General features: G+C 57.0%; 11 protein-coding genes. 6 read left to right on the forward strand and 5 right to left on the reverse strand.

What is annotated here, in order from left to right; translation table 11 throughout:
* The first annotated feature begins 219 nt into the window (after nt 1-219).
* Nucleotides 220-1,197 (forward strand): AraC family transcriptional regulator, encoded by a 978-nt coding sequence (locus EQG79_RS14750; RefSeq protein ID WP_129602200.1) that lies wholly within the window; start codon nt 220-222, stop codon nt 1,195-1,197.
* 177 nt (nt 1,198-1,374) lie between these two features.
* On the opposite strand, the gene EQG79_RS14755 is transcribed toward EQG79_RS14750, so the two are convergent.
* The 3 genes from EQG79_RS14755 to EQG79_RS14765 all read right to left on the reverse strand — a co-directional run bounded on the left by EQG79_RS14755 (nt 1,375) and on the right by EQG79_RS14765 (nt 8,891).
* Nucleotides 1,375-5,871 carry a DUF2610 domain-containing protein gene (locus tag EQG79_RS14755; protein ID WP_129602202.1) on the reverse strand — a complete coding sequence of 1,499 codons (4,497 nt, stop codon included), beginning with the start codon at nt 5,869-5,871 and terminating at the stop codon, nt 1,375-1,377.
* Nucleotides 5,872-5,980: 109 nt separating this feature from the next.
* On the reverse strand, nt 5,981-7,378 hold the full coding sequence (locus tag EQG79_RS14760) for a tetratricopeptide repeat protein (RefSeq protein WP_129602204.1): 1,398 nt from the start codon (nt 7,376-7,378) through the stop codon (nt 5,981-5,983).
* Nucleotides 7,379-8,126: 748 nt separating this feature from the next.
* The gene (locus EQG79_RS14765; protein ID WP_165358906.1) at nt 8,127-8,891 is read right to left on the reverse strand and encodes an MBL fold metallo-hydrolase; all 765 of its coding nucleotides are present in this window, start codon (nt 8,889-8,891) and stop codon (nt 8,127-8,129) included.
* A 349-nt stretch (nt 8,892-9,240) separates the two neighbouring features.
* Between EQG79_RS14765 and EQG79_RS14770 the strand changes: the two genes are divergently transcribed.
* From EQG79_RS14770 to EQG79_RS14790, 5 genes are all read left to right on the forward strand, one after another.
* Nucleotides 9,241-10,239 (forward strand): FHA domain-containing protein, encoded by a 999-nt coding sequence (locus EQG79_RS14770; protein WP_129602208.1) that lies wholly within the window; start codon nt 9,241-9,243, stop codon nt 10,237-10,239.
* 507 nt (nt 10,240-10,746) lie between these two features.
* A complete protein-coding gene (locus tag EQG79_RS14775; RefSeq protein ID WP_077919780.1) occupies nt 10,747-12,192 on the forward strand; it encodes a PP2C family protein-serine/threonine phosphatase in 1,446 nt (481 codons plus the stop codon).
* Entirely contained in the window at nt 12,192-13,856 is a 1,665-nt protein-coding gene (locus EQG79_RS14780) for a serine/threonine protein kinase (RefSeq protein ID WP_129602210.1), read from the forward strand. Before EQG79_RS14775 ends, EQG79_RS14780 begins: the two co-directional genes overlap by 1 nt.
* Nucleotides 13,857-13,911: 55 nt before the next feature.
* A complete protein-coding gene (locus EQG79_RS14785; protein ID WP_129602212.1) occupies nt 13,912-17,889 on the forward strand; it encodes an FtsW/RodA/SpoVE family cell cycle protein in 3,978 nt (1,325 codons plus the stop codon).
* Nucleotides 17,890-17,954: 65 nt separating this feature from the next.
* A complete protein-coding gene (locus tag EQG79_RS14790; protein ID WP_129602214.1) occupies nt 17,955-18,854 on the forward strand; it encodes an FHA domain-containing protein in 900 nt (299 codons plus the stop codon).
* Here the strand turns inward: EQG79_RS14790 and EQG79_RS14795 are convergent, their stop codons facing one another.
* Complete coding sequence (locus EQG79_RS14795; RefSeq protein ID WP_077919784.1) at nt 18,855-19,124, reverse strand: hypothetical protein; 270 nt, start codon at nt 19,122-19,124, stop codon at nt 18,855-18,857.
* Nucleotides 19,125-19,398: 274 nt separating this feature from the next.
* Nucleotides 19,399-20,832: a RagB/SusD family nutrient uptake outer membrane protein gene (locus EQG79_RS14800; RefSeq protein ID WP_129602215.1), complete on the reverse strand. Its 1,434-nt coding sequence runs from the start codon at nt 20,830-20,832 to the stop codon at nt 19,399-19,401.
* Nucleotides 20,833-20,850 lie beyond the last annotated feature (18 nt).

Raw genomic sequence — 20,850 nt, forward strand, 5'->3', positions numbered from 1 at the left:
TTGATGTGACGGATATACCTGTGCGGATGCGGGCCGACCAACCGCAAGCAGTGACAGCAGGCTTAGGGAGATCCATCGGAGGGCGACATGGTTTTGGCTCATACTCTTTTTCGGTTTGCGTAACTGAACAGCACAAAGGTCGGCGGACCGCTGCGGGGAGTATTGATAGTTTACGCCAAATTCGCCGTATTTTGCGCCAACGCTCAACGGCAACCGACTATGGCAACGACGCTGTCTTCCCTTCATCTGGCCAACCTGCTGGACTATGCCGCCTGCAAAGGCATAGACCGGTCCGCCCTGCAACGCCTGCTCTATACCCCCGACGCCGACCGAACCGACGGGAAGGGCCGCGTCAGTCGTAGCGAGTACTGCCAGGTCTGGGAGCAGATGCTGCAGCTAAGCCGGGATCCGCACCTCGGCCTGCATTATGGTTGTTTCCTGAATCTGAAAGCCCTGGGGCTGATCTACCAGATTTCGCTGGCGGCCTCCAGCATCGGGCAGGCCATGCGGCTGCTGGACGACTACCTTAACCAGACATTTTCGGTGGTGAGCCTGACCAGCGATGTCGGTCCGGAGCATCTGGTCATTACGTTACAGAGCGACCTGCCCGAGGGGCCCGTTCGGCGGCATATCCTGGATTCGGTGCTGTTTCTGATGTACCGCGAGCTGGGCGTACTGATTGAAGGGCCGGTTTCGGAGGTGCAGCTTCCCCACGACGACCTGAGCGAGTACCGGCGCCTGTGTCAGAGTTCGGTGGTAAGGGCCGACGCGCACCGGCTCCGGCTGACGACAGGGCAAGTGGCCGGTCCGATCAACCGCCGACACCTCCGGCAAATCGAAACCCTGCTCCCGATTTTTCTTCAGCTGCTCGACCAGTCGCCCAACCCCCAAACGCCATTTGCCCAGCAGGTGCGTACCATGACGCTCAGTCTATGCGCCCCCGAACTGCCAACGCTGGACCAGGTCGTGGCCCAGTTTTCCCTGAGCCACCGAACGTTTCAGCGCAGGCTTACCCAGGAAAACACGTCGTTTCGGATCATCGCCGACGATCTCAAACGGCAGTTGTCGCACTACCTGGAGGAGGGCCGCTCGCTCCGGACCCAGGACATCGCCTATGTACTGGGCTACTCCAGCCCCAGCGCGTACCTCCATGCCGTCAAGAAATGGCGTACGCAACCATTTTTTGACGGCATGTGAAGGTCAATACGTCTCATCCCAAAGGAAAGACAATGGGGGCGGGCCTCACGCTTCGGAGCCGGATGACCCTACCCTTTTTCACGCATCAACGCGGCAGCTTGTCCAGCCTGATGGGCTGACGACGGGTATTGGGTATCCTGGCTTTTATGCTGTTAGTACCCGGGCCTTGGGTGGGGTTTACTTCCGGTTAGGAAAATACCTGGCCATGAGCTGCCGGAACGCATCGGTAGTGCGAAGGGTAGCAAAGTCGGGGTCTTTATTGATTCCCTCATAATCGGCGTATTTCTTTTTCAGGGCTTCTTCGAGGTAGTTCAATGCATCAGCACGTTTATCCTGTAGCGCATAATTACACGCCATATTATACAGGTAAACGCTGGACTCGGACGGGTTCAACTCAATCGCTTTTCGAAAACAGGCTAATCCCTCCTCGAAACGTTTGGCATAGGTCAGGCTGATACCCAGGGTGTTTAACGTTTGCGTGTTGGTTGAGTCTAATTGCTGGGCGCGCCTGAGTGCGCTGATCGCTGCCGTATAGTTCTTTTGATCATAGTATAACCGCCCCAGCTCCCGGTGATACGACGCCCGGCCCGGATTTAAGTCAATGGCCTGTTGGTAGCGGATTGCGGCTGAATCGTATTTTGTCTGGAGGGCGTAATCGTAGCCGGAGCAGTAGTACGCCCAGGCCGTTGGATGCAGGGAAGCACTCAGTTGATAGCTTCCCTGCGCCATAGTATGATCCTTCAGCAACATCATGCTATTACCGATTTTGACCCAGTACTCAGCCCGCTGCGTTTTACTGTCCGTTTGTTTTACCGCTGCCATATAAGCCAACGCGGCTTCTTTGTACTTGCCCTGTTCGAAAAGCACATCCCCCTGTTTGACCAGTTTTTCGGCTGATCCTTCTGCGTTGGTCTCAGCTGGCTTCGACGCAACAGCCAACTGGACCTGCTCCTGAAACGACCGTCGGTTCTTCTGCGACTGGGCATACAGCTCTTTGAAATTTTTTACCAGTACGGGCGAGAGTGTAGCCCCAAAAACGTCCTGCAACCGCCGGCGCTCATCGGCGATTGGATCTCGGGCATCCTGCGGAAAATCATGGATATAGATGGTCAGTTTACGGCTCGAACTGTCGGCCAGACTACCGGTTACTGTGTATCCCTGAATTTTCCGGTTAAAGTTATCCCGCAGCCAGTTGGCTTGCGAGGTAGACGGGATCTCCCGGGTGAAGCGCGTCAGAAGCCGGTAATAAGCTGGATCATACCCCGTTTGAAACGAGTAGCGGTAATAGGTTTCCGCTTTTGCCCACGACCGGCCAGCCGGCGTGTGTTCAAACAGATAACCGAGGGCATAATAGAACAAACCGGGCTGGCTGGTTCCTGCCCGCAGCGAGTCTACCAGCTGTTTGGTCGACTTCTCGGTATCGTTCAGATCGACACCCAGGTAGGTAACCACCGATTGCCGCATATAGGCGTTCAGGCTGTCTAGCTGGTTATTCTGGATAGCGGCCTGCGCTTTGGCCGGATAGTTCGTCAGCCGTGCGGTCGTCTTCTGCTTATCTTCATTGGCAGCATTGAGCGCATATACGCAAAGGTCCTGAAACGAAACTCCGTTTTTCACGGCCAGGGCATATAACTTCCCAAAAGCGTCGATTACCTCCTGCCCTATGGAGGCTTTGCGGGTTTCTTTAATTCGCCGGAGTTCGTGCAGGATCGGCTCGTTGGGATCGGGCGGAAAATCTTCGATGTACAGGTCTACCGGCGCTTTGTTTCCATCGGCCAGCGTTGCGGGGATTGTAAACTTCTTACGGCCTTTTTCGGTGTTTTTCCGGAGTCTTTCAATTTCTGCCTTCACATCGTCGATGCGAATCTGACGCGATTGGTACAGCTGAATAAGCCGTTGAGCCGCAATGACATTTCCCATTTCAGCGGCAAAACTATACCACCGGGCCGCAGCCGACAGATTGGTCGGCTCGCCGTAGCCTTTCTCAGCCAGATAACCTAAGGCGTAATAAGAGAATATATTTTCATTCTGGCTAACCGTCCGCAAAAACTGCTGTTTTGCTTCCTTGTACTTGCGCTCCTTAACGTATCCACTTAGCTCAACTCCTTGATTAAGCATTGTGACGGCACTATCGAGCCGGTTTGTTACCCGGTACACATCGGCTAGGTTCAACCAGGTATCATTGTTGGATGGGCTAATTTTCAACGCTTTCTGGTACTCGACCAGGGCTTCCGGGTACTTTTTTTGTTGATACATCGCGTATCCCATCCCTCTGTAGTAATACTCAGCCTGGCTGCGTAACGTCTGCGCCTGCCGGAAGTACGTTTCCGCTTTAGCATAGTCTTTTTTAATGGTATAGACATGCCCCAGGTTACCGAGCGCAAACGCTGAATTCGGGTTCAGGCGCAGGGCTTGTTCATGATCTTTGATGGCTTTGTCGTAATCGCCCTGTTCCAGAAACACATTCCCCCGGGCACTCACATACGTATCTTCTTCGGGGTCAAGCCGGATAGCTTTGTTAGCCGCTTCCAGGGCTTTGTCATATCGCTTTGTGCTTCTGTATATGTCTCCTAAATTGGCGTAGTAGTTGGCATTCAGGCTGTCCCGGTTGATCGCTTCCAGATAATAGCGTTCCGAGTTCGCCCAATCCGAAATCTGCATGTATTTATACCCCAACTCAGCATACGGACGGGCATCGTTGGCCCATTGGGTCATTATGCCGCTGAGGAGCGCATCTACTTTATTGGTCTCATAAATTTCGCTGTAGTAGTTGGCCAGGGTCATGCGGCTATCGATGTCGTTGGGGTCACTGTTGTCAACCGCCAGCTTATAATAGTACTCAGCCAACTGACGATTCTCCCGTTTGCGGTATAGGGCCGCGTATTGCTGATACACCCAGGTCAGACTGTATCGGTAGTAAGCGTCTTTTGTTGCATTACACAGCACCAGCGCCTGTTCCAGCATCTGCCGGCACTTCAGCGTATCGCCTTTGGCCAGGTATTGCTGAGCCACGTTGGTGTACGCCACATCTAATTTGGGATTAAGCTGAATACACTCCTCATAAAGTTTGATCTTCTCTTCCCGGTCGTTGATGGTGACAGCCAGATTATTACGGGGGTAGGTCCAGCGGGGGGCCAGTTCAATCGCTTTTCGATATGCTTTTCTGGCTTCCTCGGTCTGGCCCAGCTTTTCAAAGTTGCGGCCTAATGTATTAAACAGATAAGCCGCTTCGGGATCTAGCTGAACGGCCCGTTTGAGATCATTTACAATGGCCTGGCGCTGTTTCCGTTGCTCGTTCTGCGAGTTTCGGTAGATACCCAGGGTTATTTTTTGGGATTCGTTGAAGCTGGCCAGCCAGATTTGCTGGGCCTGCAGGCGCTTGTACTCATCGTCGGTGGGCTGCGATGCGTCCAGCACGTGCCGCATCATCCGGGCAGCCCGCTCATACTCGGTGGGGTCCTGTATGGGGCGTTCGTTCAGATAAACCAGCACCAGTTCCTGGGCATAATCCTGAAACGCAGCTTTCCACTGTCCCCGAATCTGGTTCAGCAAAGCCGGGGCCACGCGGTCGTCGCGCAGGATGTCGAAGTAGTGTAGTACGTTATCACCTGCCGGTTCTAAGTACCGACGGGCGGCCAGGGCTTTCGTGAACTGCTCATAGTGCCGCATCTGGGTGGGGTTGAGCTGGTCACCAATTAATTTTTTCTCATCATACTCGGCGTAGGCGATGGGCTGGGAGGCTCCCGTTTTTTGGTCGAGCAGGCAGTCGAATTCGGTTTTGCTGCCCCCCTGCCAGCCATTGAGCAGCAGATTGTTCTGATATTGCACCACCGGGTCCTGGCTGCCCTTTGTTTTCTCGCGCACCTTGCCCGGCAGGAAATCATTCATGTCGGCCAGGCTTATCCGATTATCTCCATCCTTGTCGGCTTCTTTGAGCAGCCCTTTTATCAGAAAATAGGTAAACACCCCGTGTCCTCCGCAGAGCGACGGATCTTCAGCGGCCAGTTGATTGGACCGTGATGCGAGAATCTTGATAACGTTTCCCTGTTGCTGACTGAGCCGTTCGTTGATGATGGTAGCCATCTGCTGGTTATTGGTACTATTCCCCGCATGGCAGGCATCCAGGATACAGATGGTGGTCGCTTTTTTAGTAACCGAGATCTGATTATTCATCAAGTCATCGACGTCGGTCATTTTGATGGCTCTGGAATCGTTCAACGAGGCCAGCGAGCTTTTGTAAGGAATCAGGTAGGCCTGCCCCCGGTTGATGCCGACGTTGTCAATGCCGCCATGCCCCGCAAAGAAGAAGATGACCAGGTCGTTTTCGTTGGCCTGGTCCCGGAGCCAGGCCAGCTTTCGTTCGATTTCAGCCCCAGTAGCCTGCTCGTTGAGTAACCGATGAATGTTTCCCGGCTTAGCCTGGTTGGGGTAAGCGGCCAGGAGGTAGGTGTAAAACAGCTGGGCATCATCGTCGGCAAATTCCAAATCCCGAATATCCCGGTTGCCGTAGGTGCTGACCCCAACAATCAGCGCGTAAATGTTTTTAAAGGTCGATGAGGTTTCTTCCGCGGCCGCCTGAGAGCCTCGTTTTTTATCGGTTGACTGAGCCCTAAGAGCCGAAGCTACACCGCTCAACATCAGCAGGGCGCAGCCTAATACCAGCACTTTTTTCATGAGTATCGGAGAGGTTAACGAGTTGGTTTGTTCTCAACAGAAAACGTCTTGCCGGCGGTCTGAACACCAGCTTTTCAGACCGCCGGCCCATGTACTGGTTCGGGCTGATTTACTGTTCTTTCTGCTGCTGATATTCGGTTTCGATCATCTTCATGATGAAGCCCGAAATCCACCCAATCTGACCGTTCCGGTGAAAATGAAACTCTTTGGTTTCAGGATTATTCCGACGACATTCTTCCAGGATGCCTCGTAGCAGGGTGGCGCCGGCAATGATTTCGTCGCGTTTGAAGATTTTTTCCCGAACGGTCTTCACATCGGCCTGTGCTTTTTTGAAAACGTCATCGCTGTCGATGCCGCTCATATCAGGATTCGTGAGCGCTTCGTAATTGCGGATGGCCAGGTCCTGAAACTTCAGCGCATCCTTGTAGCTGAACTGAACGACCGTTTTGTTGGTCTCCTGGGGGTGCAGGTAGGTAATCAGGGCATAGACTATCCCGCCGAACACGTATATTTTACGGCGGTTTTCAAACTCCGGCTTGCGCCCCAGTTCCCGCCCCACCACCGATTGCATCTCGTCCGTATATACCTGCTGGGCAGACTGGGCAACGGGTTTACCACTGTCCTGAATTTTGCGGGTCATGGCCGACGTACCCGGAAAGTCAACATATTCGAACTGATTATCCGCCGTGAAGTAGCCGCCCTTGGTGTTGCCGCTGCCAATATCGAGGGTGGCCGTTGTGAGCCATTCATTCTGGGCAATGGTTCCCCGGACGGTTAGTTCAGCCTCCGTAGCCGCGTCGATAAAAGGAATATCGTTGGGCCATACCGAACTTAGTTCCGATTTGAGGGCTTTGTTGAGGTCGGGCAGTTTGCTGGCATTTTCCAGCACGGTTTTCAGTCCGCTACTGCCTACGACAAAAACACGATTCCGGACGATGCTCCGTCGGTTGAGGAGTGTATCGAGGTAGCTGCGAACGGCTTTGGCGGTGGCGGCAAAAGCAGCAGGCGTCCCCTCGGCCGCCCCCGTGTTAATCGACTCCGCCTTGATAATTCTAAAATTCGGACGGCCATTGGATGCGTACTGGAGCGCAATTACCGAAACTTTTACCCCTCTGGCCCCGATGTCGATACCGCCGTAAATCTCCTCCTGTTTCTTAAGACCACCTACGAACTTCTGCAGGGCCAATGCGCTGACGCTGTACTTTCCTTTATACAGGTCAAACGCTTTGTTCAGGTAAAAGGTAGCCTGTGTTGCATCATTCATATCCCGGTACAGCCACCCCAGATTTTCGTAGGCTGCCGCCATCCAGTAGGCATCTTTGGCATTTTTGGCTCCGGCAAGTCCCTGGTTCAGATACTTAGCGGCCTGCGTAAACTGGTTAGCTTCCCTCAGCGTGTTGCCAGCCTTAATGTAGCGTAACGCCTGAGCCAAACCAGCAGCCGGTTGGGCCGATACCTTTACCGAAAGAGCAAACAGAAGAAGCAAACCGTAGATCGAGATTTTCATAGTAATTAGCGTTTGGCAGGGGTTACAACACGTTTATAGAACAGGTTAAAACTCGATGCGAAGTGTGGCCCGGTTAGGTGAGACAGAGCCGTGTTTGAAAAAGTAGGTGATTAGTACAGCGCTGAACGTCAGTACCGTCACGATTTGCTCAAAATCGGTTAGCCGACTGTATTTTCCAGTCGGCTCAGTCGTTCATGGCAGGTCGTTTACTGTTGTTTGTTGGCGTACTCTTCCCGGCAGATACCCAATGCACTCCAGGGCAAACTTCCCCCGGCGCCCGCCGATACGGAGCCAGAAAGAAAGCTTACTCTGGAAACCACAATCCACGTTCGGTATGGTGTATATACCCGTATTGGTGTCGAAGTAAATCTGACAGCCTGTTCTGCGCTACTGCTGGGCGCAGTATAGACTGATCAGTTATTGGCTCTTCTGTCTTACTCGTTGAGTCGGTACCCTGGGTTCATGGAATGGCCTGTACTATTGCTTCCTGTACAGGCTTTGGTTCTTTAGCTGCGGACTGTGGTGAAGAGCCTGAGGCTCACCATTGAGATGGCAAGACCGTTTACTTATTGTACAGAAATCCGTTGCTTTCCCAGGCTCTCTGATATATTCCGAACAGGGTGAGAAAAGTAACAGCCTGGGAGGGCTTTTTCTAGGAATATTTATTGAGTATGAATGAATTATTGATGGCTCACACATTCTGCACTGCATTTACCACCGGCCAGCTCGGCCATTTTCGACTGGTCAGCTATTTAATACCCGCGTTGATCGGTAAGGTGGCGAAGGGTAGCTGGCGGTTGTGATAGAGCAGAAACGTCCAGTTCCCGGCTTCGCCCTGCTCGACCCACCGTTTGCGCGAATCCCGGGCGCGTTTACCGTCGTAGTCGTTCTTGTAAGCAACGTTTCGCCGAAGATACCCGAACTGGGGCACCTCGTCGGCTCCGTAAAACAGGGTCTCGCTGCCCTCCCGAATGGTTATAGTCTGATGAAAAGGCGTATGCCCCCCGCTCACGGCGTACCATATCTGGTCGTTCAGCTGGCCTTCGTCCGTATGCAGCCACTCGACCTGAGGGTGATTCTCCAGCACCCGTAACGTGGGGGCGTGGTACGACGGGTTACCGGTTTGCTGACGGGCAAACGCCAGCTCCCGCTCCTGCACGTAGTAGGTCGCGTTCGGGAAATTCAGTGCAAACTGGTCGTCGCTCAGCCAGTGGCCGATGCCGCCCGTATGGTCTTTGTGCAGATGCGACAGAATCACCTTACTGATCTGACCGGGCGTAACCCCCTCCCGCTCCAGGGCCGTCAGAATCTGCAGCTGGCCATCGCGGCTGTAGCCGAGTCCGGTATCGAGCAGGATGAAGTCGGTCTGCGTACAGACCAGAAACGGCTGTACCGCCACCACCACCCTGCCGGCCAGCTCGGGCGATGATACGTCGGTTTGATCGTCGATGGGCGTAAACACCTTGTCGGCATTTACCGTAAACAGTCCTTCGCGGAGTGCGGTGGTTTTCACAGATGAACAGACAATAAGACGTGAAGATGGGCAGGCGCTTGCGGAGCCGGGCTCGCAGCCACTAACCGGCCTGTTGGTGGCAAACCTACGAAACTAACCCGATAGACGGGCCCCATTGCAGTTCACCAACGGTCGAGGCCCCGTCACTGCCGGGCAGCTGAGGGCTGCTGCCTGCCGGTTTTAACCACCGCTTACAAAGATTAGCGACGAAACTGGCGAAGGCCGACTATCTTTCGCGGTTTTCGTTTTACCCTGTAGACGTGCCGGATTTCAAAAAACCGACCTGGTCTGACAGATTTTTTCACCCACACCGTTAACCCTCTAGCAAGCATCCTTCTTGTATTCATCCATGGCCAATCAGCCAACGACCTGGCTTAGTAAACTGGGCAAGCTCCTGGTCCCGACCAGCGACGCCCAGTCCAACCCGACCGCTACCGTTACCAACACGCGGATTCTGCACGAACTGGTTGCCTCGTTCGAGGATTCCATCCGGCGCGAGTCCGTCGGGTCCAGCCTGCTGTTCAACGCCCATTTTCTGATCATTCTGCACCCCGACACCTACGAGGAACGGCAAAATGCGTTTCCGGTCATTGTCAACGAAGCCGTCAATGCCTTCAGGGCTAGTATCGACGCGCAGCAGCCATCGTATGAACGGGTGGTGCCGGTAGCGTCCAGCTGGTTTTTTAAGTTCGGGGGCGGGCGCGAGTTCGGTGGTGAGCCCGTCAGCCCGACCGATGTGTTCGTGGTGGGGGCGCTGACCGGTATTCTGCCCGGCAACGCACAGAGCCAGACGCCCGACCGGCTCAACGTGACGCGCCGGGTTCGGCAAACCAACCGCTACGAAAAGGTAGACGTAGACCTGAACATGTTCCAGCATATCGACTTCCGCGAGCCGGGCGCGTTTGTGGTTCGGTTTGGGTTCGACACGCCCGCGTCCCCGGCCCGGCCGGCGGTAGGCAGCGGCACCCGCATGGCTCCCAGCCAGCCCCAGAAACCCGGCGATGTGCTGGCCGAGATATCGTATTATCTGGCCGAACTGAATAAGGAAGGCAGCTGCCGGATGCGAGACCGCGAAATCGTGATAGCCCGCAAAGAACCCGACAACCAGCATTTCCCGAACTACCTGCTGCTCGAATCGGCCTACGTCTCGAATCCCCACGCCCGGATTCGCTACCACGACGCTTCCGATTCGTTTCAGATAGCCTCGTTCAGCCGCAACGAAACCCGGGTCAACGAGCAGCTGATTGCGCGAAGCGAACCCGCCAGTCCGCAGTGGCACCCACTGCCCGATACGGCGCAGGTGTTGCTCAACAACATGGTTACCCTTCATTTTCAACGTACAGTCTGACCTATGCTCGATGCCCTGCTTGCGGTGCTGCTGCTCCTGTTTGTCGTCGCCCTCGTCGTTCAGCACTTCCGAAACCTGCCCCGGTAAGTGATGATTTGTGATTGAGTGATTTGTGGATGGCGATTGAGTGGGGGCTGTGGAGGTATGGTTTGCTCCTGGTAGTTTTACCCTTTCGTTTACCCCCGGCCCCATAAAGGGGTTGTTTGGGGAAGTGTTGATAAAAAGGTAAAGCCGTGAAGAGACCGGATTTTCACCCCCCAGCCCCCTAAAGGGGGAGTTAGCTCCGCCGAATGGGCTCCCCCTTTAGGGGGCTGGGGGGCGAAAAAGGCAGCCTTTCGAGCCGACTAAAGTCAGCAACTATCTTCCCCAAACAACCTCTTAGCGGGTTGGGGGGTGTGCAGGTAGCCAACAGAAGTCAGAAAATGCCCGACCCAAACAATTCCTTCGGGAGTAGTGCCTGGGGGTAAACGAGGTACCTATACAGTTATTAACCAGTAACCGAATTCGATGTCGTTAGAAATTACCGGTCAGACCGATGTCGGCCAGCGCCGAACCGATAACCAGGATACGTTTATCTGCGCCCCGATCTGGGCGGAAGGCAGTGCGCTGCTGGCGGTGATCGATGGCGTAGGGGGTTATGCGGGCGGAGATCAGGCTGCGGCCATTGCGCAGGAGTCGATTTCCCAGTACATGACCACCCCAACCGGAAACCCGCTGTCGATGCTGCGCGAAGCGGTCGTTTTTGCCAATAACCAGATCAACACCCGGCGGCAGCAGGATCGCGCGCTGGCGCAGATGTGCTGCGTGCTGACGGTTGCCGTAGTCGATAGCCAGTCCGGGAAACTTTTTTTTGCGCATGTGGGCGACACCCGCCTGTACCGCTACCGGCAGGGTACCCTCACCAAGCTGACCCACGACCACTCGCTGGTTGGGGTTCGGGAAGATGCCAGCGAGCTGACCGAAGCCGAGGCCATGCAGCACCCCCGCCGAAACGAGATTCTGCGCGAAGTCGGGTCGGCCGCCCACCGGGTCGACGATCCCGATTTCCTCGAATCGGGCGAATCCGATTTCCGGCCGGGCGATCAGCTCTTACTCTGCAGCGATGGGCTGACCGATATGATTACCCAGGCCCAGATCCGATCGGTGCTGGACCCGAAAAAAGCCCTTCCTGAAAAAGCGGCCGATCTGGTGCAGCTGGCCAACGACGCGGGCGGCAACGATAATATTACGGTCGTGCTGGCTACCAACACCGCCCAACCAGCCCGCCCGCCCATGGCCGACCAGCCCCAGTCGGACCGGGTGGTGGCACCCACCCCACTGCCGCCCCCCGCAACGGCGCCCGCTCCGGCACCCTCCGCATCAGCCCGGCAACAATCCGGCAACCGGGCGGGACGCTGGCTGGTGCTCGGCCTGCTGGCTGCGGGGGTGGCCGGGTTTGTATGGTACCAACATCAGGCAGCAGACCCGACCGGTACGGCCGAAAATGCAAGCGCTCCAGCCGACAGCCTGGCCAGCGGTGCGCCGGCAACCGAACTACGACCGGCCAGTCCGCTCGACTCCCTGCTTCGGGTGGCGTACCGGAGTGCCGACAAACGCCTGGTGCTGCCCCCCGACACCATCCGGCTCAACTCGCCCCTGCTCCTCGCCGATTCGCTGCAGAGCATTGTCGGCACGGAGCGGTTAACGGTACTGGTGCCCGCGGATACGATGCGGTCGGCCGTAGCGTTACGTATACTGCGTGCGGGACCGACTCGTTTAGAAAATATAGTAATCAGTGGCTTTAAGACAGGCATCGAAACCAGCCGCGAAACGAAGCTACAGCTCGTCAAGGTCCATTTTCAGCAGGTAGACCTGCCCATTCGCGCAGAAATCCGGCAAGACAGCTTCCAGAATGCCGTTATTCAGGTTAGCGTACAAAGCCAGACCGATTCACCCAAACCCGTACGTCCCTAATGTCCACCATACGATTCGACACCCGATTTCCTGGCTATGAGGTGCTGAGTGAGCTGGGGCGCAGCAACGCCCGTATCCTCAAAGCCCGTCATCTGGCCACGGGCGAGCTGGTGGCCATCAAGCACTTCGCGCTCAACACCGATGCCGAGACCATTCGCCGGTTCCAGCGGGAGTCGGCCATTATGACCAGCATTGCCCATCCAAATATTGTCAAAGTGCGGGAGGTGCAGGTCGAAGCCGAGCTGCCTTACATCGTTATGGAGCTGATCGAAGGCGGTAGCCTGAAGAACCTCTTTGCCGGTCAGCAACGCATCGACGTACCCACGACGATTCGGCTGGGGTTACAGATGGCCAGCGCGTTCAAAGCCATCCACCCGCAGGGCATCATCCACCGCGATATAAAACCGGAAAATATCCTGTACCGGCCCCTGCCAAGCGGTGAGCTGCATTTTCTCCTCACCGACTTCGGCGTGGCGCGGCTGCATGAACAGTCGACCACCCTGACCGGCCAGTCGCTGATGACCTATGAATACGCATCGCCCGAGCAATTCAATGATCCCAAGGGGGTAGGCATCGCTACGGATTATTACTCGCTGGGGGTCGTGCTGTACGAATGTTTGCACGGCAGCGTACCTTTCGCGCTCGACGATCATTCGGGTATTGTCACGTTCATGAACAAGGTACTGACCGAAGCGCCCCCCGTGCTGACGGTCGACGCGGTCAGTCAGCCGCTCAGCCATTTTAATGATTTGTTGCGGGGGCTGCTGCAGAAAAAAGCCGCCGACCGGATTAGTGACCCCGACGAGCTGACGTGGCTGCTCAAACAGGCCGAGCTGAACTACCTGCAGGCCAACCGGGCCAGCAACGCCCGACCCGTTCCTATTCCGCCAACGGTGACGGTAGCGGGTCCCGCCTACACGCATTCGCCCGCCCCCGCCACCCCGGGAGCCGGGGTATCAGCCACAACACACACCGCAACGCGCCCTTCTCAACCGCCAGCCGAGCCCCCGGCCACGAATGCAGCGGCTGCCACACCGGCTCCGCAGCCCCGTCGGCCGCGTCAGTCGGTATCGGGTGGACTGTCGTGGGGGATACTGGCGTTGACCGTGTTACTGGCGGGCGCCGGTGTGTATTACTTCTTCCTGCTCCCGAAACAAAACGGCAACCGGCCAGAGACCAGCACCGAAGCGCCAGTAAGTACGGGCCTCGACGGTATCACCACCGACTCCGCTGCGCTGGATGAAGAGACCCTCCGGCAGCAACAGGAGGAAGCCGAACGGCAGCTCGCTCTGCGCAAACAGCAGGCAAAAGCCGCCGTTGGTGAACTGAGCGCCGAGGTGACCGATTTTAAGGTTGGCTTCTTCGGGGGCATCAAAAACGTGAAGATTCAGCTGCGCAACCCCAGCTCGGTTGACTTTGCGTCGGTGGCGGTACGGGTCAATTACTACAAGGACAATGGCGGCCTGTACAAGTCAGAAAACGTATTTTTCAGCCCCGTTGGCCCCAACATGACCCTGACCCGTACGGCCCCCAACAGCGACCGGGGCGTTCGGGTTACCTGCAAAGTGATTAATCACCAATTTGCGCCCGACCTGGATTCGTTGATGACGATTATGGAAAGCCCCGACGATGACGAATCCGACGAGTCTGACTCCCTCGATTGATCGTCCCGGACCTGCTCCCTTCATCTGATGCGCACAAGCACCACCGTTTGACTGTATGACCCCAGCTTCCCCTTCGTCAGGACGTTTGTATCTGCTCGGTGCTTCCGGCATGCTCCTGCTGCTGTTTGCCCGGCTGTACCTGAATCTGTACCCTGACCTGAACCGCGCCACCGACGCCCTGGCCAGCGGGCAGGCCCTCACCCTGACGCCCGGCCTCAAACCGGCCGCTATCCAGCGGTTGCTCAATAGCGGCAACTACTATACCGATCCAAAAGACAGAGCGCTGGTTGCCGATTCGCTGGCTACCAAACTCAACCAGTACGGTGCGCCCGAGAATCTGGGGGCGATCAACAAGCGACAGTTCGCCGTGCTGGCTCCCGTGGCCTGGCGCAGCCGGATTGGCGGGGTCGATTTTCAGAGTCGGCTCCAGGCATCCCGCCAGCAGATGGGGTTCGATTCGGTATTATACCGGCAGGAACAAACCAGTCCGCGCCCGTATGCCGCTAGCGTCAGTGCCGGTACAGGCACGGTAGGCCTTTCGGGCCGGGTTCTGCGCGACGACCAACCGATGGCCGGCGTACTGGTGCAGCTCAGGCAACACCCCGCCACGGCCCGCCCCGATACCCTGCCCGACCGCTTCACCTACGCCCGAACCGATACCGACGGCCAGTTTTCCTTCACGGGTCTGACCGACGGATCGGGCTACAGCGTGGTGCCGATGAAACCCGGGTTTGAGTTCGGGAGCCGCAAAGGAACCAGCCGGCTCAGCCGCGATCCGCAGTTTTCGTTTACCGGCCGACCGCATCAGCTCCGGCTCATTGGCTCTGTCGTTTACGGCCAGCTCAAGACCGATCATGCCTTTACGGTACGAACGCCCTCGGCCTTCACCGCTCAGTTCTGGGCCATAGCCGGCCTGTTTCTGCTGGCGTTCTGGGCCGTTCAGGGGTTCTGGTCGCTCCGGCGGTTTGCGCCCGACCCGCTGCTGCTACCCGTGCTGATGCTGCTGACGGGCATTTCGATACTGACGCTGCTGGCCATTCAGAACCCGGTGCAGGATATGCTCTACGCCTGGCAAACGCTACAGGGCGTAGCCGCCGGGCTGACTGGTATGGCGGTTCTGTCGCAGCTGAATGTGGGTCGTTTTTACGCCGACTGGCGGTTTGACTGGCTCGTTACGTTCCGAAGCCGGTCGTCGGTGCGGCTGTCGGGCTGGACCTGGCTGGTTCTGGCGCTGGGGCTGGCGTTCCTCACCCTGCTGATCGGGTCGGGGCCAGAAGGCAGTGGCGTTCGGGTTAACCTGTCGGTGCTGGGGTTGACGTTTCAGCCCAGCGAAATCACCAAATACCTGCTCCTGCTGTTTTTTGCCGGGTTCTTCGCAGCCCATGAGCAGCAGCTTCGGCAACTGCCCGACCTGCGCTGGCGATTTGCCGTGAGCGCCGGCGCGCTGGCCGGAGCCGGGATTCTTATGCTGCTGTACCTGCTGCTGGGCGACATGGGGCCAGCGCTCGTTGTGTGCTTTACCTTTCTGCTTTTCTACAGCATTGCCCGCGGTAACCTCCCCCTGACCCTGGCCACCGGGCTGGGCTACGGCGTTGCGCTATGGTTTTTACCGGGCAGTCTGGCAACGCTCTTGACCCTGGCGACCCTGGTTGCCTACATGGTCTGGCAGGGCGAAGCGCGGTCGCGGACGGCACTGGGCTGGGCCGCTCTGCTGACCGAGGCCCCGGTATTGCTGCTGCTCGTCATGGCCATGTTCACCTTCGGCGATCAGCTGCCTTTCGTGGGCGACCGGCTGGCCGACCGAAAAGCCATGTGGCTCAACCCCTGGGACAACGACGTGTACGGGGGCGATCATCTGGCCCATAGCTTCTGGACCCTGGCATCGGGTGGCTGGACCGGGCAGGGTCTCGGCAAAGGATTTGCCAATGCCATGCCAGCCGCCCATACCGATATGATACTGCCCAGCGTAGGCGAAGAGCTGGGCGGGCTGGGCGTCATCGCCGTATTTCTGCTGATGGGGCTGCTGCTTCATCGGCTCTTTCTGCACGCCCGCCGGGCTGGCCAGCCATTCAGCTTTTTCCTGGTGGCCGGTATCGCCATCTCGACCGGTATCCAGTTTCTGATCATCGCCAGCGGATCGCTCGGGCTACTGCCCCTGACCGGCATTAGCGTACCGTTTCTGAGTTATGGCAAAATATCCCTGATTATCAACCTGCTGGCCATGGGGGTCGTTTTCAGCGTGGCCAACCGACCCGGCCAGGCCGAACAGCGGCAGTATCTGGAGAAACAGTATGACGTAGTACTGATGGCCGGTATCGCCGGTTTTTTGCTGGGAGTAGTCATCCTGATCGGCAGGCTGATACCGGTTATCGGCTGGCGGGGCGACGAGTACATTGTGCGGCCCGCCCGGGTCGTTACCCGCACCGGCGATCCGGTCTATAGCTACAACCCCCGAATCGAGCGGCTAACGCGCGTGCTGGCTTCGGGTACGCTCTACGACCGGAATGGGCTGGTCCTGGCCACCAGCTCACCGCAGCTGATCAACCAGCAGCGCGCCCGGCTGCGGCAGAGCGGGCTGGCCCCCGAGGAGTTGTCCCGCCTGACCCAGAAACGGCTGCAACGCTATTACCCGTTTGGCGAGCAGCTGTTTTTCTGGACCGGCGACCTCAATACCCAGCTTTTCTGGGGGCAGAGCAACGGCTACTATGCCGAAGCGACCCACTTCAGCGAGTTGCGCGGCTTCAACAGCCGCCCCCGAAAAACAACCCTGGTTGCCACCCGCTACCGCGCCGACCGGTTCAGCCCGTCAGTTCAGCAGACCCGCACCCTGTCGGTCTACGACTACCGGGAGCTGGCCCCGGCCCTGCGGGCGGGTATCGACAGCCGCGAGGTGGAGCAGCGCAAAGCCCGCAACCGCGATCTGCACCTGAGCGTCAACGCCGAGTTACAGGTTAGTCTGCAAAAGGCCCTCGCCCAGTCGGACTTTACGACCAAACGGCTGTCGGTTGTGGTGATGGATGCGGCATCGGGCGATGTGCTGGCCTCGGCCATGTACCCGCTGCCGAACCTGAAAACGCCCGAAACGATGCTGTTACCCGATCGGGATCGGCTCAAACTGTCCTATCTGGTCACCGAACGCGACCTGGGTATGACCTACGCTACCGCCCCCGGCTCAACCGCCAAGATCCTGACGGCAATGGCCGCGTTCAACAAGCTGGGCACGTCGGCGTCTGAAGTCAGTTACCCCATTTCGTGCGCGGAGATCATCCGGCGCGGCACGCGGGAATCGGAACCCTGCGGTGAAACCGTCGACATGCGCCGGGCTATTGTCCGGTCAAGCAACGTTTACTTTATCCGGGCCGCCAACGACAACGCCCTCGACAGCGAACTCGCCGACCTCTACCTGGCCACGGGGATGAATGTCGACCTGATGGGAGGCTATTCGTTCGCGGATACGCATACCGAAGCCGAGCAGCAACAGATACGGCAGCACTGGCGCGACTCGTCGTTTGTCGTTCGGCGTAACTTATACCAGAGCACCCGGTACCCCCGCCGGTACCGCAGCGAGTTTTCGGGGCTGGCCTGGGGACAGGGAAAACTGACCTCAACGCCCGCGTCGCTGGCCCGGATGGCAGCGGCTATCGCCAACAGCGGGCGCATGCAACCCTCGCGCTACGTGCTGAAACGGGCCGGCAAGTCACAACCCCTGCTCCCCGCCAAACCCCTGGCCCGACAGGCCGACTATGCTCAGCAACTGACCTCGTTCATGATCGAACAATCGAATCCGGGCGGACGGGCTAAAATCAGTGTGGCCCGGGTAGCCGGTAAGACTGGCACCCCCGAACGCATCGTGCAGGGCGAACAGCAGAACGACGGCTGGTACGTTTTTTTTGCCCCGACTCCCAACGGCCGTTCGCATACCGTCACGGCCATACGGATCGAGCTGGGTGAGTCGTCGGCCGATGCCGTGCAGCTAGCCAACGAGGTAGTGGCACCGATCCTGAACCAGCGGAATTACCTGGGGAGTTTTTAACCTATAAACCTGACTAACAGCTCCCCGACCAATCCGGCGGGCCGGGCCAACGATACCTTACTGCGATGAGTCTACTGGAAAACCTAAAAAACTGGTTCGGGTTCGGCTCCCCCGGGTCGCGCCCCACGGCTACCCTAACAACGGAGTCTCCATTGCCGGACAAACCGGTTGCTGCCCACCCTGTGCCCGCACCTGCCGGGCCTCCGCCCGCAGCTCAGCGTCGGGAGCAGCTGATCCGGTTTATTGTCAGCAAACTACGGATCTATCAGAACGAGCCGGATACGGTTCCCGTCGGCATTCGGCTGGGTATCCTGAGCAGCGATCCGGAAGAACAGGCCTTGTACAAGGTGGCGTTATGGGCCAGCCAGCCAGGGAAATTTCAACAGGAACTGAGCCGACAACTGGCCGACAACTACATCACACTGCCCAAAAACTGGCTGTTCGATTATACCTTCTTCGCCGACGAGCTGCCTGCCAGCACCTACCGCGACGGCAACATCAGCCTGTTCATCGTCGATAGCTCGAAACCTGACGATACGCCCGTACTGGGCAAACTCATCACCCTGGTGGGCCAGACAAGGCAGCCTGAATACCTCCTCGATCCCACCCGGCAAACCAGCTTCTGTATTGGACGCGGACAGACTACCCAGACTAACTCGGGCCGGGTTCGCACCAACGATATCGTTATCGTCAATGACGACGATCCCGATTTCGACGCGCAGCGAGGAAAGGGCAATGGCGCCGTTAGCCGGGCCCACGCGTCGATCCGCTACGATAGCGTTCAACGGCGCTACGCCCTGCTGGTCGATCCGGGCGGCTTGCCCGCCAGTGGTAATAAAACCAAGATTATTCACCCGGATGATACCATCGAGCGGGCCGATATCGCCACCCTGGTTTACCCGCTTCAGTCGGGTGACCAGATCGAACTGGGCGGAGAGGTGCTGTTGCTGTTTGAGCTCCAGTAGTTACAGTTTCGTGAAATCGACGGGGTAGCTCATGAGCCCCGGCAGACGGCGACGATCGACAACCATTTTCAGTTGATTGACCGGCATCATTTTGCCGTCGAGCAGGCGTTTGGTTGGGGCAAAAACGGGCACTTCCCAGTAGGCGCCGTTCCACAAAGCGCCTTCGAGGTTGCCGATCTGAGTGGTTAAATGAGGGTCGTTGCGGAAGCTAACAGTAAAGTAGAGATCACCAGGTTTGTGGTTAACAAAGATCGTTGGACGTGTTGCCATGGTGCAGATAGGTATAAGTCTTCACTAAGGTTTTTTTGTTACTCAATACTTACGAATGGATCCATAAAGTAGTTTTTAAGAGTCACAAAATAAATTTACAAAACATAAAAAACCGCCTTATTTTCGAAAATAAGGCGGTTTTTTATGTAAAAAAAAGTTTACATGTTTATACAACATACTGATTACTAACCAATTCAGCAGTAGTATCAATGCTGTAAGTAATACTATTTTGAACCGAAGAGGCCGATCACCTGGTCATCAACCGGCGCGGGGGTTAATAGCCTGTATTTTGGGTCAGATTAGGGTTGACATCCCGCTCGGCCTGAGGAATGGGGAAGCGCTCGCTGATTCCTTCCCGGAAGTTAGTTTTGCCAATCGAACGCATGAAAGCCGCAGCATCGCCCCACCGTACCAGATCGAACCAGCGGTGACCTTCCATACCCAACTCTACCCGGCGTTCATCTTTGATTACCTGCCGAAGCTGGACCTGCGAAAGTGACGAACTCAGGGCCGGCAGCCTGACGTCCGGACGGGCCCGTACCTGATTGATAGGCGCCAGCGCTTCTGCCGTTTTGCCCGACTCATTCAGGGCTTCGGCATACATCAGCAACAAATCGGCATACCGCATCAGGATGAAATTTTTCGGGTCGTCGCTTCGGCCGATGTTCGCTCCTTTACCCACTACGTACTTACGCGAGCCGTAGCCAGTCGATGACGAAGCCGGATTGAACGTAATTCCCTGAAAAACATCGCCCGCCTGAAAAATTGTGAAGCCTTTCCGGGGATCGTTAGCCGCAAACGAGCTTACAAAGTTCTGGGTAGGCTGTGCCCAGCCGTAGCCGCCGTCCAGCGTGAAGCCCGAGCCACGGGGCGCGTCGTAGTTGTTGGTCGCGTTGCCCAGACCGCCCAGAAACGAGGCATACTGAATCTCGAAAATAGACTCCCGGTTGTTTTCCGTAGCCAGTTCGAAATTGTCGAAGTAACGATCTGTGAGGCTGTAGGCGCGTGAATCGACAACTTCTTTCACCTTGCTGGCGGCTTCGGCCCATTGCTTCCGGTACAGGTAAACTTTGGCCAGAAACGCCCTGGCTGCTCCCTGCGTAGCCCGCCCCAGATCAGCGGCAGCGTAGGTAAGCGGCAGGCTTTTCTCGGCTGCCTGAAAATCGGCGACGATCTGCGCATATACCTGATCGGCGGGGGTTCTCGACACCAGAAATTCGCTGGCGTTGAACTGCGGTTTGGTAATCAGCGGTACGTCGCCGAAAAGCAGCACCAGGTAGTGATACGACAGCCCCCGCAAAAACGACGCTTCGGCCAGAATCCGCGCTTTCAGGCTGGCGTCCATCGCGATGGCAGGCACCCGTTCGAGCACCAGGTTGGCCCGGAATACGACCTGATACAACGATGTCCAGGAGCTTCTGACGGCCGGATTATCGGCATTTACGGTAAAATTCTCGATCGCTACCCAGTTGGCATCATCGCCATAGGTATTTGAATCGCCCGCCTGGTTATTGCCGTAATAGGCAAGACCAAACTGACCAACGCCATTGTACATCAGTGGCTTGTAAGCCGCGTTGATGGCCCGGACTGCATCGTCGGCAGTCTGGTAAAAGTTATCGGCCGTCACCGCATTCAGCGGTTGTTTTTCCAGGAAATCATTCTGGCAACCGGCCAGGCAGAGTGCGGCTGCTACGAGTATCTTTTTCATAGAGATTATGGTTGGGGA

It is taken from the genome of Spirosoma sordidisoli (genome assembly GCF_004138325.1).
Classification (GTDB): domain Bacteria; phylum Bacteroidota; class Bacteroidia; order Cytophagales; family Spirosomataceae; genus Spirosoma; species Spirosoma sordidisoli.

Bases quoted from the DNA above. Each gene is read 5' to 3' on its own strand.
- EQG79_RS14780 (WP_129602210.1), top strand. From the start codon at position 12,192: ATGTCCACCATACGATTCGACACCCGATTTCCTGGCTATGAGGTGCTG.
- EQG79_RS14760 (WP_129602204.1), bottom strand. From the start codon at position 7,378: ATGAAAATCTCGATCTACGGTTTGCTTCTTCTGTTTGCTCTTTCGGTA.
- EQG79_RS14775 (WP_077919780.1), top strand. From the start codon at position 10,747: ATGTCGTTAGAAATTACCGGTCAGACCGATGTCGGCCAGCGCCGAACC.
- EQG79_RS14785 (WP_129602212.1), top strand. From the start codon at position 13,912: ATGACCCCAGCTTCCCCTTCGTCAGGACGTTTGTATCTGCTCGGTGCT.
- EQG79_RS14795 (WP_077919784.1), bottom strand. From the start codon at position 19,124: ATGGCAACACGTCCAACGATCTTTGTTAACCACAAACCTGGTGATCTC.
- EQG79_RS14770 (WP_129602208.1), top strand. From the start codon at position 9,241: ATGGCCAATCAGCCAACGACCTGGCTTAGTAAACTGGGCAAGCTCCTG.
- EQG79_RS14750 (WP_129602200.1), top strand. From the start codon at position 220: ATGGCAACGACGCTGTCTTCCCTTCATCTGGCCAACCTGCTGGACTAT.
- EQG79_RS14800 (WP_129602215.1), bottom strand. From the start codon at position 20,832: ATGAAAAAGATACTCGTAGCAGCCGCACTCTGCCTGGCCGGTTGCCAG.
- EQG79_RS14755 (WP_129602202.1), bottom strand. From the start codon at position 5,871: ATGAAAAAAGTGCTGGTATTAGGCTGCGCCCTGCTGATGTTGAGCGGT.
- EQG79_RS14790 (WP_129602214.1), top strand. From the start codon at position 17,955: ATGAGTCTACTGGAAAACCTAAAAAACTGGTTCGGGTTCGGCTCCCCC.